Consider the following 14968-nt stretch of genomic DNA (forward strand, 5'->3'; position numbering starts at 1 on the left):
GGCTCAGGCCTCCGTCTTGGCCGGCAGCAGCGAAGCGACCCGGGCGCGGTAGCGCTCTGCCTCGGCCTTCAGCGCCGCATCGTCCTTGACCGCGGCGCCATGAACCACGAACGGGGTCGCCCATTCCATGCCGCACAGATGCGCCGTCTGTTCCAGCGGGCGCAGGAACTCGTCCATCGAGAAGCGGTTGTAGCCGTGGGCGTGATAGGCCTTGGCGCTGGCGCCGGTGGTGCAGGCCACGAACATCTTCTTGCCCTTCAGAGCCTCGCCGCCCTCGCCATAGGCGAAGCCGTGCAGCCAGACGAGATCCAGCCATTCCTTCATCAGGGCGGGCGTCGAGTACCAGTAGAGCGGGAATTGCAGCGCCACGACGTCGTGGGCGGTCAGCGCGGCCTGCTCGGTCTCGATATCGATCACGAAGTCGGGATAGGTTTCGTAGAGGTCCTTGAAGGTGACGCCGGAAAGGCCCTTGGCCGCCTTGGCCAGCGCCCGATTGGCGCGAGACCGTTCAAGCGCCGGATGGGCCAGCACCAAAAGCACCCCCGAGGTGGCGGGCGTCATCTGGCCGGTGCTAGCGTTCGTCATCAAGCAGCCCTTCGGGAAAATAATTCATCAAGGGTTGAATTTATTCGCGGCTCGGGCGACACGCTGCGCCCAGCGCCAGACGTATAAGTCTGGGAACAGGGAGACACCATGGTCGACAAGGTGAAGAAGGACGCCGTCGAAGCCCTTGCCGGGCTTTTGTTCGACGGCATGACCATCATGGCCGGCGGGTTTGGCCTCTGCGGCATCCCGGAGAACCTGATCGCGGCGATCCGCGAGGCGGGAACCAAGGACCTCACGGTCATCTCCAACAACTGCGGCGTCGACGGCTTTGGCCTCGGGATCCTGCTTGAGAACCGCCAGATCAAGAAAATGGTCTCGTCCTATGTGGGCGAGAACAAGCTGTTCGAACAGCTCTACCTGTCGGGCGAGCTGGAGCTGGAGTTCAATCCGCAGGGCACCCTGGCCGAGCGCATCCGCGCCGGCGGCGCCGGTATCCCCGCCTTCTTCACGCGCACGGGCTATGGCACCCTGGTGGCCGAGGGCAAGGAAACCCGCGAATTTGACGGCGAGATGTACGTGATGGAGCGCGGCCTGACCGCCGACCTCGCGATCGTCAAGGCCTGGAAGGCCGACGCCGAGGGCAACCTGATCTATCGAAAGACCGCTCGGAACTTCAATCCGATGATGGCCACGGCGGGCAAGAAGACCGTCGTCGAGGTCGAGGAACTGGTGGCGATCGGCGATCTGGACAAGGACGCCATCCACACGCCCGGCATCTATGTCGATCACATCGTCGCCGGCGCGAAGTTCGAGAAGCGCATCGAGCGCGTGACCACCCGCCAAAAGGAAACCGCGTAATGGCCTGGACCCGCGATGAGATGGCGGCCCGCGCCGCCAAGGAGCTGCAGGACGGCTTCTATGTGAACCTGGGCATCGGCATTCCGACCCTGGTGGCCAACTACATCCCCGAAGGCATGCATGTGACGCTGCAGAGCGAGAACGGCATGCTGGGCATGGGTCCCTTCCCCTATGAGGGCGAAGAGGACGCCGACCTGATCAACGCCGGCAAGCAGACGATCACCGAGCTGGACTCCAGTTCGTATTTCTCGTCGGCCGACAGCTTCGCCATGATCCGCGGCGGCCATATCGCCCTGTCGATCCTGGGCGGCATGCAGGTCTCGGAGAACGGCGACCTGGCCAACTGGATGGTGCCCGGCAAGATGGTCAAGGGCATGGGCGGGGCCATGGACCTGGTGGCCGGCGTCAAGCGCGTCGTGGTCGTCATGGACCACTGCGAGAAGTCGGGCGCGCCCAAGCTGCTCAAGCAATGCTCGCTGCCGCTGACCGGCGCCGGCGTCGTTGATCTCCTGATCACCGAGCTGGGCGTCTTCGAGATCAATCGCGGCAAGACCCATGTGAAGCTGATCGAGCTGGCCCCGGGCGTCACCGTCGACGAGGTCAAGGCCAAGACCGAGGCGGCGTTCGAGGTGGCCGTCTAGTCACCGCTCCAGCCAGTACGGGTGCTCCAGCGTGAGCGCCACATTGCGCGCCGTCGCCTTGTCATAGGCGGCGGCGATCGCGTTCAGAGGGCTCGACGGTCGCCGCTCTATCGCGGGCGGGTCTTGGGCTTGGGCGGCAGGCCGGTGATCGGGTCGCGCGGCAGCGGCGCGAAACCCTCGGCGATGAACAGGTCAACCCGCCGCGACCGTGTCTTGTCCAGCCGCACGCGCGCGATCTGAAGTCCGGACACGGCTTTGAAGTCCTGCTCGATCTCGGGGCGATAGCCGCCTTCCAGGCTGACGATCAGAGCGCGGCGGCCATAGTCGGCGTCCAGCGGGGTCTCGGTTTCGGCTTGGTTCTGAGCGTAGGCTTCGTGCACCCACATGCGCAGCGGCGGCGCGCCGGGTTGGCCGAAATAGTCGCGGCCATAGTAGGCGGCGGCGTTGTAGACAAAGCGGTCATCCATCGCGACGGCGCTTAAGGGACCGCGCAACGCCTGCTCTTCTCGCACCCGCGCGATGACCGCCTCGATCGTCTGGTCCCAACCCCGCACCCGCTTGAAGCCGTTGGAAAGGCCCGTGGCGTCGGCGACCTTGGGGTTGACCATGCACACGACGAAGAAGGTGGCGAACAGCGCCTGCAAGGCCAGGCCCCCGATCAGCCAGCGACGAGCGTTCCACCGCACCAGCCACCCGGCGGCCAGGACCGATCCGGCCACAAAGGCCGCCCCCGCCCAGTTGGCGTTGGCGCGCGAGACGAACGCCTCGCCCGCGACCACGATCAGCGGCGGCAGGGCGAAGCACAGCAACAGAAGGTCCGGCGATTGCAGCTTCTTCTTCACGCCCAGCCCGATCGCGCCGCCGATCAGCACCGCGAAGGGAACCGGGCCGAACACGCCGAACTGCGAGCCGACGAACTCGATCAGCTCACGGAAGTTAAACAGTTGCTGGGCGTTCCAGTTGGCGTTCGCCGCCGTGTGCTTGACGGTGGAGAACTGGTTCGCCGCGTTCCAGGCAAGGTTCGGCGCCAGAACCAGGGCGAACGCGACGAGAAACAGGCCGGCGATGGCGGGCGACCAGCGCCGCCGACCCTCGGGCGAGATCGCGAAGTGGAGCGCTAGGCCGCCAAGTGCGTAGACCGCCGCGTACTTCGACAGGAAAGCCATGCCAAGAGCAGCGCCCATGCCGGCCGCGAGCGCATAGCGGCGACCCGCCTTAGCGTCCGACAGGCGCACATAGGCCCAGATCGTCAGCGACAGGAAGAACAGCAGCGGCGCGTCGGTCGCGATCAGGCCCGACGACAACACGACCCCCGGCATGAGGCTGTAGATCGCCGCCGCCGCGAGCCCCGCCCAGGCGCCGTAAAGGCGCAGCCCGATCCTGTGGATCACCAGCGCGGTCGCGCCATGCAAGAACGGCGCGGACAGCCGCACCCAGCCCTCGGCGTCGCCTCCGATTTGCGTGGTCAGCCAGATCAGCCAGGCGATCATCGGCGGCTTGGAGAAGTAGCCGAACGCCAGTTCCCGCGACCACAGCCAGTACTGCGCTTCGTCGGGGTAGAGCTCTAGAGGGGTCGCGAAGAGCGCCATGAGCCGGATGGCCGTCAGCGCACCGACCATCAAAAGCGTCAGCCGCCAGGCGCGGCTCTCGATGGAAGATGGCGAAGCGTTGATAGCGGTCTGCATGACGCCTGATTAGCCAAGTAAAAAAATTCTGACCACTTCTTCCGCGTTTTCAGGCTTTTGTGACACTTTGTGGGCCGGCGTGGCCTTTCCGTCACCAAACCTTCTAAATCTTTCGATAAACGGCCGGCAAAGGCACGAACTGTGCGACCCAACGCAAGCGTGTCGATGAATGAGGGGATCCTTCAGATGAACATGAAACATTTCGCCCTGGCGACCACCGCCCTGGTGGGCGGCCTGATGGTCGCCAGCGGCGCGTCGGCTCAGTCGACCGCCTCGCAGGCCACCGAAGTCGACAAGGTTGTCGTCACCGCTTCGGGTCAACGCGCCGTCAGCGGTCTGATCGCTGAAACCGCGCCCAAGTCGAAGTCGTCGATCAACCAGGAATACATCGACAAGCAACAAGCTGGTCAGACCATCCTGGACACCCTGAACCAGACCCCGGGTCTGTCGTTCACCAACTCGGACGCCTTCGGCTCGTCGGGCGGTAACGTCCGTCTGCGCGGCTTCGACGGCAACCGTATCTCGCTGACGTTCGACGGCATCCCGCTGAACGACACCGGCAACTACGCGATCTACACCAACCAGCAACTGGACGGTGAACTGATCAGCCGCGCCTCGGTCAACATGGGCACGACCGACGTCGACAGCCCGACCGCCTCGGCCGTCGGTGGCACGATCAACTACGTGACCCTGACCCCCACGAACGACTTCAGCGGCATGGCCCGCGCCTCGGTCGGCAGCGACAACTATCGCCGCGTGTTCGCCATGCTGAACTCGGGCGAGTTCGGCCCGTTCGGCACCAAGGCTTGGGTCGCCGGCTCGTACCAGAAGTACGACAAGTTCAAGGGCCCGGGCTCGCTCGAAAAGAAGCAGTTCAACGCCCGCATCTATCAGAGCCTGGCCAATGGCGACTTCGCCAGCCTCGCGTTCCACTACAACGAAAACCGCAACAACAACTATCGCGCCGTCACGCTGGCCGAGTACCGTGCGTTCGGTGAAGACTTCGACTTCACCGCCACCTGCACGAACCGTACGCTGAACACCGCGACCGCGACGATCACTGAGACGGCTCCGGCCATCCCGGGTAACTGCGTCGACTTCGCTGGCCGTCAGGTCAACCCGTCGAACACCGGCAACATCCGTGGTCAGTTCCTGCACCACATCAGCGACAGCCTGCGCGTGACCTTCGACCCGTCGTTCCAGTACACGCTGGCCGACGGTGGCGGCCAGCTGGGCACGATGTCGGAAACCGACGGCCGCGTCCGCGGCACCAGCACGGTCGGCAAGGATCTGAACGGCGACGGCGACACCGCCGACACCGTGGCCTTCTTCACCCCGTCGGTGACCAACACCCGTCGTTACGGCGTCACCTCGTCGCTGATCTGGGACATCAACGACAGGCAGCGTCTGCGCGTCGCCTACACCGGTGACTTCGGCTACCACCGCCAGACCGGCGAATACACGACCCTGAACGCTGACGGCACGACCACCAACGTGTTCGGCGGCAAGGACGGTCATGGCGCTAAGGTCTTCGGTTCGGACGGCAGCTTCCTGCGCGGTCGTGACCGTCTGTCGAAGGCGTTCCTGAACCAGGTCGCCTTCGAATACCGCGGCGAATATTTCGACGACAAGCTGACCGTCGTGGCCGGCCTGCGCATGCCGTACTTCAAGCGTGAACTGAACCAGTTCTGCTACTCGCAAGACGGCTCGAGCAACGTGCGCTGCACCAGCGAAGCCCCGAACGCCACGCTGGCCAATGGCAACGTGACCTTCGCCGGTTCGACGACCCAGTTCATCAAGCCGTACGAAGCGACCAAGAAGTACGACGACGTTCTGCCGAACATCGGCCTGAACTATCAGCTGGCCGACCGCCAGTACCTCTACGGCAGCTACGCCGAGGGTCTGTCGGCGCCGCGTACGGACAGCCTCTACACCGTGAAGCGTCTGGCGAACGGCTCGGTCGTCAACCCGGGCGTCCAGCCGGAAACCACCCAAGCCTTCGACATCGGCTACCGCTATCAGACGCCGGATCTGGTCGCTCAAGTGGCTCTGTGGACCAACAAGTTCCAGAACCGCATCGTCAGCGCCTATGATGACGAGCTCGGCATCTTCGTCGATCGTAACGTCGGCGACGCCAAGGGCTACGGCCTGGACGCCAACGCCTCGTGGCGCCTGGAAGAGTACCTGAGCGTCTTCGGTTCGTTCTCGTACAACCACAGCGAACTGAAGCAGAACATCCCGCTGAACGGTCAGGTCCTTCCGACCAAGGGTAAGTTCTTCGTGGAAACGCCGGAATACACCTTCGGCGGCGGCTTCGACTGGAACATCACCGAGGCCCTGCGCCTGTCGATGGACCTGAAGTACACCGGTGAGCGCTGGTCGACCGACGTCAACGACGAAAAGACGCCGGCCTACACGATCACCAACGTCAGCATCCGCTACGACATGCCGTTCGCGGAAAAGACCTACCTGCAGCTGAACGTGAAGAACCTCTTCGACGAGGACTACTTCGGCAACATCAGCACCCGCAACAACGCGGTGACGATCACGGGCGTCCAGAACGGCTCCGCGCCGACCTACGCCGTGGGCTTCCCGCGCACGCTGCAGCTGAGCCTGACGACCCGCTTCTAAGCGACGTCAGCTTCGCCAAGACCAAGAGAAGGGCGGCCCGATCGGGCCGCCCTTTTTCTTTGTCGCATTCGTTTGCTAACTAGGCGGCGCTTGACCCCGACGTCGTGAGGGGCCATCTGCGCCCCCTTCGATTTTCCTACGTTTCCATGGGCTCCCGAATGACCGTGACCGTTCCCGCCGAGTGGGCTCCGCACCGCGCCATGTGGGTGGGCTTCCCCAGCCACGCCGAGCTTTGGCAGGAGGATCTTGAGCCCGCCCAGCAGGAGGTCGCCGACCTGGCCCGCGCCCTGGCCGGCCCGGGCGGCGAGCGCGTGCGCCTGATGGTGGTTGGTGACGAGGCCGAGGCCGCCGCCCGCGCCCTGCTGTCCGACACCACGGTCGAGATCGTCCGGGGTCAGTTCGGCGACATCTGGCTGCGCGACACCGGGCCGATCTTCGTCGACGACGCCGGCAAGGCCGTGGCCGCCGGCTTCAAGTTCAACGGCTGGGGCGGCAAGTACAGCCTCGAGGGTGACGACATCGTCGCCGAGCAGATCGCCGCCGCCTCGGGCGCGCCGCTGGTCCGTAACGACTTCATCCTGGAAGGCGGCGCGCTGGACCATGACGGCAACGGCACGATCCTGACGACGCGCCAGTGCCTCTTGAACGACAATCGCAACGCCGGCTGGGACGAGGCCGCCGCAAACGCCGCCCTGACCCAGGCGCTGGGCGCCAAGAAGGTGCTGTGGCTGGGCAAGGGTCTGAAGAACGACCACACCGACGGGCACGTCGACAACCTGGCCCGCTTCGTTGCGCCGGGCGTCGTGGCCTGTCCGATGGGCTATGGCCTGGATGATCCGAACGCGGACATCTACGGCGACACCGCCAAGATGCTGGCCGGCATGACCGACAGCCGCGGCTCGCCGCTGCAGGTCGTCCGCATTCCGTCGCCGGGCAAGCTGCTTGACGAGGACGGCGAGCCGATCCCGGCCTCGCACATGAACTTCCTGATCGCCAACGAGGCGGTGATCGTGCCGATCTACGCCGAGGAATCGGGCGCGTTCGCCGTCGAGGTGATCAAGGGCCTGTTCCCGGAGCGTCAGGTCATCGGCCTGCCGTCCACCGCCATCCTCACGGGCGGCGGTTCGTTCCACTGCATCAGCCAACAAGAGCCGGAGACCGCCTGATGGCCCGCACGCTCAGCGTCGCCGCGATCCAGACCGCGTATGGCATGGATCTGCAGGCCAACATCAAGAAGACCGAAGGCTTCATCCGCGAGGCCGCGTCGAAGGGCGCGCAGGTCATCCTGCCGTCGGAGTTGTTCCAGGGACCCTACTTCTGCGTCGCCCAGGAAGAACGGTGGTTCGCAGAGGCCCATCCGTGGCGTGAGCACCCGGTCGTCAAGGCCATCGCGCCCCTGGCGGGTGAGCTTGGCGTGGTGATCCCGATCTCGATCTTCGAGCGCGAAGGCCCGCACTATTTCAACAGCCTGGTGATGGCCGACGCCGACGGCTCGCTGATGGGCGTCTATCGCAAGAGCCATATTCCCGACGGTCCGGGCTATATGGAGAAGTACTACTTCCGGCCCGGCGACACCGGCTTCAAGGTCTGGGACACCCGCTTTGGCCGGATTGGCGTCGGCATCTGCTGGGACCAGTGGTACCCCGAATGCGCCCGCGCCATGGCCCTGATGGGCGCCGAGGCCCTGTTCTATCCGACCGCGATCGGCAGCGAGCCGCATGACGCCAGCCTGGACACCGCCCTGCCGTGGCGGCGGGCCATGCAGGGCCATGCCGTCAGCAACGTGATCCCGGTGATCGGCGCCAACCGCATCGGCTTCGAGCCCTGGGACGGCTATCCGAACGGCGGCCAGACCTTCTATGGCTCGTCGTTCGTGGCCGACCATCGCGGCGACCTGGTCAGCGAGCTGGGCCGCGCCGACGAAGGCCTGGTCAGCGCGACCTTCGATCTCGATTTCCTGACCACGCACCGCGCGGCCTGGGGCTTCTTCCGCGATCGCCGGCCAGAGCTCTATACGGCCCTGGCCAGCGGCCGCCCCGCGTGATCGAAACAGACCGTCTGGTGTTGCGCCCGGCGGTCGACGCCGATCGGGACGCGATCGCCGATCTGAACGCCCGGCCCGAAGTGGGCGCTTGGCTGGGCGGGGTGCGTTCGCGCGCCGAAAGTGACGCGTTCGTCGATCAGGTCATGGCCCACGAGGCCCAGCACGGCTTCGGCTTCTGGGCGGTCGAGCGTAAGGCGGACGTCCGCCTTGTCGGCATGACCGGCGTCTGGTGGGTCCCGCCCGCGATGAACATGCCTGACACAACCGAGATCGGTTGGCGCTTTCTGCCCGAGGTCTGGGGACAGGGCTACGCCACCGAAGCCGCCGGAGCGGCGCTTGCGTATGGCTTCGGGGTCCTGAAGCGACCGGAGATCATCGCCTTCACGGCCAGGCCCAACCTTGCGTCCCAGGCGGTGATGCGCCGGATCGGCATGACGCCGGCGCCAGAGCGCGATTTCCTGCATCCCCGACTGGCGGAGGGCGATCCTCTGCGGCCGCATGTGACCTTCGTGGCGTATCCTTAAGCGGGCCGTGACGACGGCTGAGGCTATCCGCCCACGGACCGCCACGAAGTTCTCCCGCAGAGCGAAAGCGGATTGACGAGAAGATATGTTATTTCATAACAGTCTTTGAGGGGCCGCTCCCCCGGCCCAGTCTCTCGTGGTTTCAGGACCCAACATGCTTCGTCGCGTCGCCCTCTCCGCCGCGAGCCTCCTCGTGCTCGCCGCCACCACCACCGCCCACGCTGCGGACGCCGTCGCGCCGGCGGCTCAGACTGAGGACGCCGAGGTCTCGAAAGTCATCGTCACCGCCGCGCCCTACGCGGTCTCGGCCGACGCCCTGACCGCTAGCGTCGCGGTGCTGGATCGCACAGACCTCGACCTCGCAGCGCCCAAGGGCTTGGGCGACGCGCTCGCCGGCCTTCCCGGCGTGCGGTCGACGACCTTTGGCGCAGGCGCCAGCCGCCCGGTGGTCCGGGGGCTGGCCGGTCCTCGGGTGCAGGTGCTGACCAACGGTGTCGGCCAGATCGACGCCAGCGCGCTGTCGCCAGATCACCAGGTCGCCACCGATCCTGGTGAAGCCGAACGGATCGAAGTGCTGCGTGGTCCGGCGGCGCTCGTCTACGGCGGCTCGGCGATCGGCGGCGTGGTCAATATCATCGACGACCGGATCGCCAGCCGCCAGCCGACCGACGGCATGAGCGGGCGGCTGCTGGCGTCCCGTGGGACGGGTGACGACAGCTATGCGCTGTCCGGCGCGATCCACGCCACGGTCGGCCCGATGGTTCTGACGCTCGACGCTCTCAAGCGCGAGAGCAAGGACTACAAGATCCCGGTCTATCCGGAGTCGGACCGTCAGTTGGCCCTCGAGGGCGAGACGGCCGAGGGCGGCGCTGGCCGCCTGGAAAACAGCGCGGTTGATCTGGAGGCGTTCGGCGCGGGCCTCTCCTATGTCGGCGACAAGGGCTTTGTCGGCATGTCGATCAAGCGCACCGACTCCACCTACGGCGTTCCGGGCCACGCCCATGAGCACGAGGGCGAGGCGGAGGCCGGGCACGAGGAGGAAAGCGCGGTCACCATCGGTCTGAAGCAGACGCGTATCGACCTGCGGGGCGAGTACGACGCCGCCTTCGGCCCCTTCGCCAAGCTGCGGTTCTCCGGTGGTCATGCCGACTACACCCACACCGAGTTCGAGGGCGACGCGGTTGGCACCAAGTTCACCTCGGACGGCTATGAGGGCCGCCTGGAGCTGGTTCAGGCCGAGCGCGGCGGGTGGAAGGGCGCGGTGGGCGTCCAAGCCCTGCGTCGCAACTTCGACGCCATAGGCGACGAGGCCTATGTGCCCAAGACCAAGATCACCGAGTTCGGCGCGTTCACCCAGCAGCGCCTCGAACGCGATGGCTACGGCTACGAGGGCGGTCTGCGCATTGATATGCGCGAGCTCGACAGCCTGAAAGGCAAGGCCGACTTCACCAACCTGTCGGGCTCGGTCGGCGCGTTCTGGCGCCCGAGCGCCGAGACCTTCTTCGGCTTGGCCCTTTCGCGCTCCAGCCGCGCCCCGACCGAGTCGGAGTTGTTCGCCGAAGGGCCCCATGCGGCGACGCGCGGATTTGAGATCGGCGACGCAAAGCTGAAGGAAGAGACCGCCACGTCGCTTGAGGCGACGCTGCACTATGGCGGCGAGCGGGTTTCGGGCGATCTGCACCTCTTTGTCGCCCGCTATGACGGCTTCATCGATCTGCGACCGACGGGCGCCGAAGCGGATGGTCTTGCCGTCTATCGCTACGTCCAGACCGACGCCGAATTCCGCGGGTTCGAAGCCGAGCTCGCCTACCGCGTCTGGACCGACGGCCAGCGGTCGGTGAACCTGCACGCGGGTGCGGACTTTGTTCGCGGTTCCTCCGACCTCGGGCCGCCCGCAAGAATCCCGCCCTACTCGCTGTCGCTGAAGGCGGCGTACGAAGCGCCGATGTGGTCGGGCGATGTGGAGGTGCGCCGCACGGGCGGCCAGGACCGCGTCGCGGAGCTGGAGCTGCCGACCGACGGCTACACGGTGCTCAACGCCACCCTGGCCTGGAAGCCGGCCGGTAATGCGCGCGTGCGCCTGTTCCTGGACGGCCGCAACCTGACGAACGAGGAGGTGCGTGAGCACGTCTCGTTCCTGAAGGACATCGCCCCGTCGCCGGGCCGTCAGGTTCGCGCAGGCGTCGCGCTACGCTTCTAAAGGCCGCTCCGGCGGCCGCGAAACGGCCGCCGGCCCGGTTCAGAGGCTGGAGACTGGAGCCTAGTCACCCGAGCGGACGCCCCCTCCGCCTGGCTCGGCTCCTATGTCGGCCGTGGGCAAGCGCGCTCAGCCCCCCTGCGAGCTTGCCCAGCGCCGGGGCCCGGACACTCCCCCCCGGGCCCCGGATTCGCCTAAGACGGAGGCCAGATTGCCGCATGCGGCGGGATCGGCTAGAACCGCGAGCCTTTGCGGACGTCTTCGAAGTGTTCGAGCGCCCGTTTCCAATTTTTTGTCGTAGAGCGCTTCATGACAACGACCCAGTCCGCCGGCGAAATCACCGGAAACGTCCTGTTCTACCACGCGCCTGAGCCGCTGAACCGCGAACAGCACGCCAAGCTCGCGCTCGTCCACAAGGACAAGCCGTACGCGTTCGCCGCCGCTGGCACGGCCGTTCCGCTGACCGTCTCGGAATTCGCTCCCGCCGCCCTGACCTTCCCGGTGATCTTCGCCGGCGATGATCGCGTGCCGCTGGCGGTGATGGGCCTGAACCAGCAAGAAAACCTGTTCATCGGCGCGGATGGTTCGATCGAGCCGAACGTCTACATCCCGGCCTATATCCGCCGTTATCCGTTCGTGCTGGCCAATGACGACACCCAGGACCGCCTGATCGTCTGCATCGACCGCAGCAGCGACCTGCTGACCGAGCAAGGCCAAACCCCGCTGTTCGACGCCAAGGGCGAGCCGACCGAATACACCCAGAACTGCATCAAGTTCTGCGACGACTTCGAGGTCGAGCGTCGCCGCACCGACTCGTTCGTCCAGATCCTGAAGGACAACGACCTGTTCGAGCTGAAGAAGGCCACCTTCCAGCCGACCGACGAAGCCGGCGCTCCGGTCGGCGAGCCGGTCACCGTCGCCGAGTACTTCGGCGTGTCGGAAGAGAAGCTGAACGGCCTGTCGGCCGAGAAGCTGAAGGAACTGCAAGAGAACGGCGCCCTGGCCCAGATCTATGCGCACCTCGTTTCGCTGCTCGGCTGGGACCGCCTGATCAACAAGACGATGATGAAGCAGGCCGAAGCCGCGAACCTGAACTAAGGTTCGGCGTCAGCTGAAATCGAAGAGGGCGGCGGGCCTGACCCGCCGCCCTTTTTCTTTGGCCGGTTCAGCGGGCGAAGATGCTGCGCGTCAGGCACGAGAAGACCAGGCGGCCGGCCTCGTCGAGCAGGTCGTGCTGGGCGATGACGATGCCCTTGCCCTCGCCGACCGGGTCCTTGCCCATCACCGTCATGCGGCCGCGCAGCAGCTCGCCCACGGGCGGGTTGCGCATCCAGCGCAGGGCGTCGACGCCCAGGCGCTTGGTCTGAGGCCAGGCCGCGCTGGCTTCGCTATCGAGCCTGGTCCAGATCGCGAAGATCATGCCGTCGGGCGCGCCGTTTTCCACCGGCCAGCCGGGCGTGAAGGCGGCGATGAAGGCGTCCAAGGCCTTGGCGTCGACCGCGCGGGTGCCGAGCGAGACAACCTGACCGATCTCGATATCGTCGAAGGCGGCGGGCATGGGCGTCTCCAGGATGATTCCTCGCCCAACTGTCCGTTGGGGCTTGGCCATTGTCGAGAGCGGGCTGGCGGTCCATGTGTAAGTCACGTTCTTTTCCGTGTCCGGGCCCGCGCATGTTCCTGAAGAAAGCCGTCCTCGCCCTGCAAGCCTTGCTGATGGCGGCCTTGCTCGGTGGTCCAGCCCTCGCGGGGCCGGTCGTGAACTCGGGCCATATCGAATCTGAGCTGGTGGCCCAAGAGACCGGCATCGCGCCCGGGGGTACGATCTATGTCGCGCTCCGGCAAAAGATCATGCCGGGCTGGCATACCTACTGGCGCAATCCCGGCGACGCCGGGGAGCCGACCAAGATCACCTGGACCCTGCCGGAGGGTTGGCGCGCCGGGGACATGGTTTGGCCGACGCCGCAGAAGGCCAAGCTCGGACCGTTGCTCGACTACGCCTACAAGGGCGAGGTGCTGATCCCGGTCCCGATCACGGCGTCGGCCGACGCCAAACCGGGCACGACGCTCAGCCTCACCGCCGATGTCTTCTATCTGGTCTGCGAGCAGATCTGCATTCCCGAGGAAGCCAAGCTGTCGCTGCTTCTGCCGGTGGTCGCCGGGGCGCCGTCGCCTGACCCCAAATGGGGCGCCGTCATTGGCAAGGTGCTGGCCGAGGCCCCCAAGCCCGCCGGCCTCAAGGCGGTCTTCAAGCTTGAGGGACAGGCGTTGAAGCTGGCCGTCATCGGCGGCCCGCTGACGGGCGCCGACATGGCGGGCGCCTATTTCTATCCTTACTCGTCGAAGGTCATCGAACACGCCGCCGAGCAGGCGATCGAGCGGGGACCCGAAGGGCTGACCCTCACGCTGAAGCCCGGCTATGACTTCGTCGGAGGCGGTACGCCCCCGACCGAACTCGTCGGAGTGCTGGCGACCAAGGCCGGCGCCTGGGAAGTGACCGCGACCGTCGGCGATCCGCCACCGCAGGCCTCGGGACTGGGCGCGCCGCCGGCGGAAGCTGCGCCCGCAACGGGTCTCGCCGGCGGCCTCGCCGGGGCGCTGCTGTTCGCCTTCCTGGGCGGGCTGATCCTCAATCTGATGCCTTGCGTCTTCCCGGTGCTGTCGATGAAGGCGGCCAGCCTGGCGGGTCACGCCCATGAGGCGACCAAGGCGCGCGTCCAGGGCCTGGCCTTCCTGGTCGGCGTCGTGGCCACCTTCCTGGCCCTCGCCGGCGCGCTATTAGCGGTTCGCGCCGGTGGCGCGGCGGTGGGCTGGGGCTTCCAGCTGCAGTCGCCTCTGGTCATCGCCGGCCTGGCGCTGTTGATGCTGCTGGTGGCCCTGAACATGTCCAGCGTCTTCGAGATCGGGACGTCTGTGCAGGGCGTCGGCGCCGGCGCCTCGTCGAAAGGTGGCGTCACCGGGGCCTTTTTCACCGGCGCGCTCGCGGTCGTGGTGGCCGCGCCCTGCACTGCGCCGTTCATGGCGGGCGCCCTGGGTTACGCGCTCACCCAACCAACCGTCGTCGCCCTAGGGGTCTTTCTGGCCTTGGCGCTGGGCTTCGCCGCCCCGTTCGTGGCGGTCACCTTCATTCCCGGCGCCTTGAAGCTGCTGCCGCGTCCTGGCGGCTGGATGGAGGTGCTGAAGAAGGGTCTGGCGTTCCCGATGTATGGCGCGGCGTTGTGGCTCGTCTGGGTGTTCGCCCAACAGGCGGGGCCGATCGCGCTGGGCCAACTGCTGGTCGCGGGCGTCCTGGCGGCGTTCGGCGCGTGGCTCTACGGCCTGGCGCAGGCGCGCCGCGCGATGGGCAAGGGTTCAGCAGTGTCGATGATCCTGGGCCTGCTGGCGGTGATCGGCGCGCTCGGCCTCGCCGCCGCCGCCGCCTTGTCCGCCAAGCCTCCGACCGCCGCCTCCGCCGCCTCCGCCGCCGAAGCCTCGACGCCGAGCGGTCCGGGCCTGACGGCGGAAGTCTGGTCGCCCGAGAAGGTCAAGGCGCTGCAGGCCGAAGGCCGTCCGATCCTCGTGGACTTCACCGCCGCCTGGTGCGTGACCTGCCAGGTCAATGAGAAGGTCGCGCTTTCCGGTCCCAAGGTCGCCGAGGCCTTCAAGGCCCAGAACGCGGTGCTGTTGAAGGCGGACTGGACCAATCGCGACCCGGTCATCGCCAAGGCGCTGGGCGAGTTCAACCGCGTCGGCGTGCCCCTGTACCTCGTCTACCCGAAGAACGGCGGCGCGCCGGTTATCCTGCCCCAGTTGCTGACCGAGGGCATGGTGATCGAGGCGATCGAGAAGGCTGGGGCTTAGGCCGC

The 14968-nt window shown here is 66.4% G+C and carries 13 protein-coding genes; 9 read left to right on the forward strand and 4 right to left on the reverse strand.

The genetic code is table 11. The features are described from left to right. Nucleotides 1-3: 3 nt before the first annotated feature. Together CA606_RS01070 and CA606_RS19785 are read right to left on the reverse strand one after the other, a co-directional pair. Nucleotides 4-585 carry an NAD(P)H-dependent oxidoreductase gene (locus CA606_RS01070; protein WP_096052796.1) on the reverse strand — a complete coding sequence of 194 codons (582 nt, stop codon included), beginning with the start codon at nucleotides 583-585 and terminating at the stop codon, nucleotides 4-6. After that, nucleotides 585-791, reverse strand: a complete 207-nt coding sequence (locus CA606_RS19785; RefSeq protein ID WP_233279801.1) for a hypothetical protein — start codon at nucleotides 789-791, stop codon at nucleotides 585-587. The genes CA606_RS01070 and CA606_RS19785 overlap by 1 nt, the downstream gene beginning before the upstream one ends. On the opposite strand from CA606_RS19785, the gene CA606_RS01075 reads away from it, so the two are divergent. Further along, nucleotides 694-1404 carry a CoA transferase subunit A gene (locus CA606_RS01075; protein WP_096052795.1) on the forward strand — a complete coding sequence of 237 codons (711 nt, stop codon included), beginning with the start codon at nucleotides 694-696 and terminating at the stop codon, nucleotides 1402-1404. The two genes, CA606_RS19785 and CA606_RS01075, sit on opposite strands and share 98 nt — an antisense overlap. Beyond that, complete coding sequence (locus tag CA606_RS01080; protein WP_096052794.1) at nucleotides 1404-2045, forward strand: 3-oxoacid CoA-transferase subunit B; 642 nt, start codon at nucleotides 1404-1406, stop codon at nucleotides 2043-2045. Before CA606_RS01075 ends, CA606_RS01080 begins: the two co-directional genes overlap by 1 nt. Before the next feature lie 107 nt (nucleotides 2046-2152). On the opposite strand, the gene CA606_RS01085 is transcribed toward CA606_RS01080, so the two are convergent. Beyond that, the gene (locus CA606_RS01085; RefSeq protein WP_096052793.1) at nucleotides 2153-3730 is read right to left on the reverse strand and encodes an ArnT family glycosyltransferase; all 1578 of its coding nucleotides are present in this window, start codon (nucleotides 3728-3730) and stop codon (nucleotides 2153-2155) included. A 186-nt stretch (nucleotides 3731-3916) separates the two neighbouring features. Between CA606_RS01085 and CA606_RS01090 the strand changes: the two genes are divergently transcribed. The 6 genes from CA606_RS01090 to CA606_RS01115 all read left to right on the forward strand — a co-directional run bounded on the left by CA606_RS01090 (nucleotide 3917) and on the right by CA606_RS01115 (nucleotide 12224). Beyond that, on the forward strand, nucleotides 3917-6361 hold the full coding sequence (locus tag CA606_RS01090) for a TonB-dependent receptor (RefSeq protein WP_096053915.1): 2445 nt from the start codon (nucleotides 3917-3919) through the stop codon (nucleotides 6359-6361). Between the two features lie 158 nt (nucleotides 6362-6519). Beyond that, nucleotides 6520-7527, forward strand: a complete 1008-nt coding sequence (locus CA606_RS01095; RefSeq protein ID WP_096052792.1) for an agmatine deiminase family protein — start codon at nucleotides 6520-6522, stop codon at nucleotides 7525-7527. Continuing rightward, nucleotides 7527-8405, forward strand: a complete 879-nt coding sequence (aguB, locus tag CA606_RS01100) for an N-carbamoylputrescine amidase (RefSeq protein ID WP_096052791.1) — start codon at nucleotides 7527-7529, stop codon at nucleotides 8403-8405. Before CA606_RS01095 ends, aguB begins: the two co-directional genes overlap by 1 nt. Then, the gene (locus CA606_RS01105; RefSeq protein ID WP_096052790.1) at nucleotides 8402-8929 is read left to right on the forward strand and encodes a GNAT family N-acetyltransferase; all 528 of its coding nucleotides are present in this window, start codon (nucleotides 8402-8404) and stop codon (nucleotides 8927-8929) included. The genes aguB and CA606_RS01105 overlap by 4 nt, the downstream gene beginning before the upstream one ends. A gap of 154 nt (nucleotides 8930-9083) precedes the next feature. Further along, complete coding sequence (locus CA606_RS01110) at nucleotides 9084-11129, forward strand: TonB-dependent receptor (protein WP_096052789.1); 2046 nt, start codon at nucleotides 9084-9086, stop codon at nucleotides 11127-11129. A gap of 306 nt (nucleotides 11130-11435) precedes the next feature. Then, a complete protein-coding gene (locus tag CA606_RS01115) occupies nucleotides 11436-12224 on the forward strand; it encodes a SapC family protein (RefSeq protein ID WP_096052788.1) in 789 nt (262 codons plus the stop codon). 67 nt (nucleotides 12225-12291) lie between these two features. Here CA606_RS01115 and CA606_RS01120 read toward each other — a convergent pair whose 3' ends face one another. Beyond that, nucleotides 12292-12684, reverse strand: a complete 393-nt coding sequence (locus CA606_RS01120) for an acyl dehydratase (protein WP_096052787.1) — start codon at nucleotides 12682-12684, stop codon at nucleotides 12292-12294. A gap of 113 nt (nucleotides 12685-12797) precedes the next feature. Here CA606_RS01120 and CA606_RS01125 point away from each other — a divergent pair, with 113 nt between their 5' ends. After that, nucleotides 12798-14963: a protein-disulfide reductase DsbD family protein gene (locus CA606_RS01125; protein ID WP_096052786.1), complete on the forward strand. Its 2166-nt coding sequence runs from the start codon at nucleotides 12798-12800 to the stop codon at nucleotides 14961-14963. Nucleotides 14964-14968: the final 5 nt, after the last annotated feature.

The sequence above is a fragment of the Caulobacter vibrioides genome (genome assembly GCF_002310375.3).
Lineage (GTDB): Bacteria > Pseudomonadota > Alphaproteobacteria > Caulobacterales > Caulobacteraceae > Caulobacter > Caulobacter vibrioides_D.

What these genes read in the sequence shown, in the direction of transcription:
- CA606_RS01070 (WP_096052796.1), bottom strand. Translation starts at nt 585, where the DNA reads ATGACGAACGCTAGCACCGGCCAGATGACGCCCGCCACCTCGGGGGTG.
- CA606_RS01075 (WP_096052795.1), top strand. Translation starts at nt 694, where the DNA reads ATGGTCGACAAGGTGAAGAAGGACGCCGTCGAAGCCCTTGCCGGGCTT.
- CA606_RS19785 (WP_233279801.1), bottom strand. Translation starts at nt 791, where the DNA reads ATGCCGCAGAGGCCAAACCCGCCGGCCATGATGGTCATGCCGTCGAAC.
- CA606_RS01080 (WP_096052794.1), top strand. Translation starts at nt 1,404, where the DNA reads ATGGCCTGGACCCGCGATGAGATGGCGGCCCGCGCCGCCAAGGAGCTG.
- CA606_RS01085 (WP_096052793.1), bottom strand. Translation starts at nt 3,730, where the DNA reads ATGCAGACCGCTATCAACGCTTCGCCATCTTCCATCGAGAGCCGCGCC.
- CA606_RS01090 (WP_096053915.1), top strand. Translation starts at nt 3,917, where the DNA reads ATGAACATGAAACATTTCGCCCTGGCGACCACCGCCCTGGTGGGCGGC.
- CA606_RS01095 (WP_096052792.1), top strand. Translation starts at nt 6,520, where the DNA reads ATGACCGTGACCGTTCCCGCCGAGTGGGCTCCGCACCGCGCCATGTGG.
- aguB (WP_096052791.1), top strand. Translation starts at nt 7,527, where the DNA reads ATGGCCCGCACGCTCAGCGTCGCCGCGATCCAGACCGCGTATGGCATG.
- CA606_RS01110 (WP_096052789.1), top strand. Translation starts at nt 9,084, where the DNA reads ATGCTTCGTCGCGTCGCCCTCTCCGCCGCGAGCCTCCTCGTGCTCGCC.
- CA606_RS01115 (WP_096052788.1), top strand. Translation starts at nt 11,436, where the DNA reads ATGACAACGACCCAGTCCGCCGGCGAAATCACCGGAAACGTCCTGTTC.
- CA606_RS01120 (WP_096052787.1), bottom strand. Translation starts at nt 12,684, where the DNA reads ATGCCCGCCGCCTTCGACGATATCGAGATCGGTCAGGTTGTCTCGCTC.
- CA606_RS01125 (WP_096052786.1), top strand. Translation starts at nt 12,798, where the DNA reads ATGTTCCTGAAGAAAGCCGTCCTCGCCCTGCAAGCCTTGCTGATGGCG.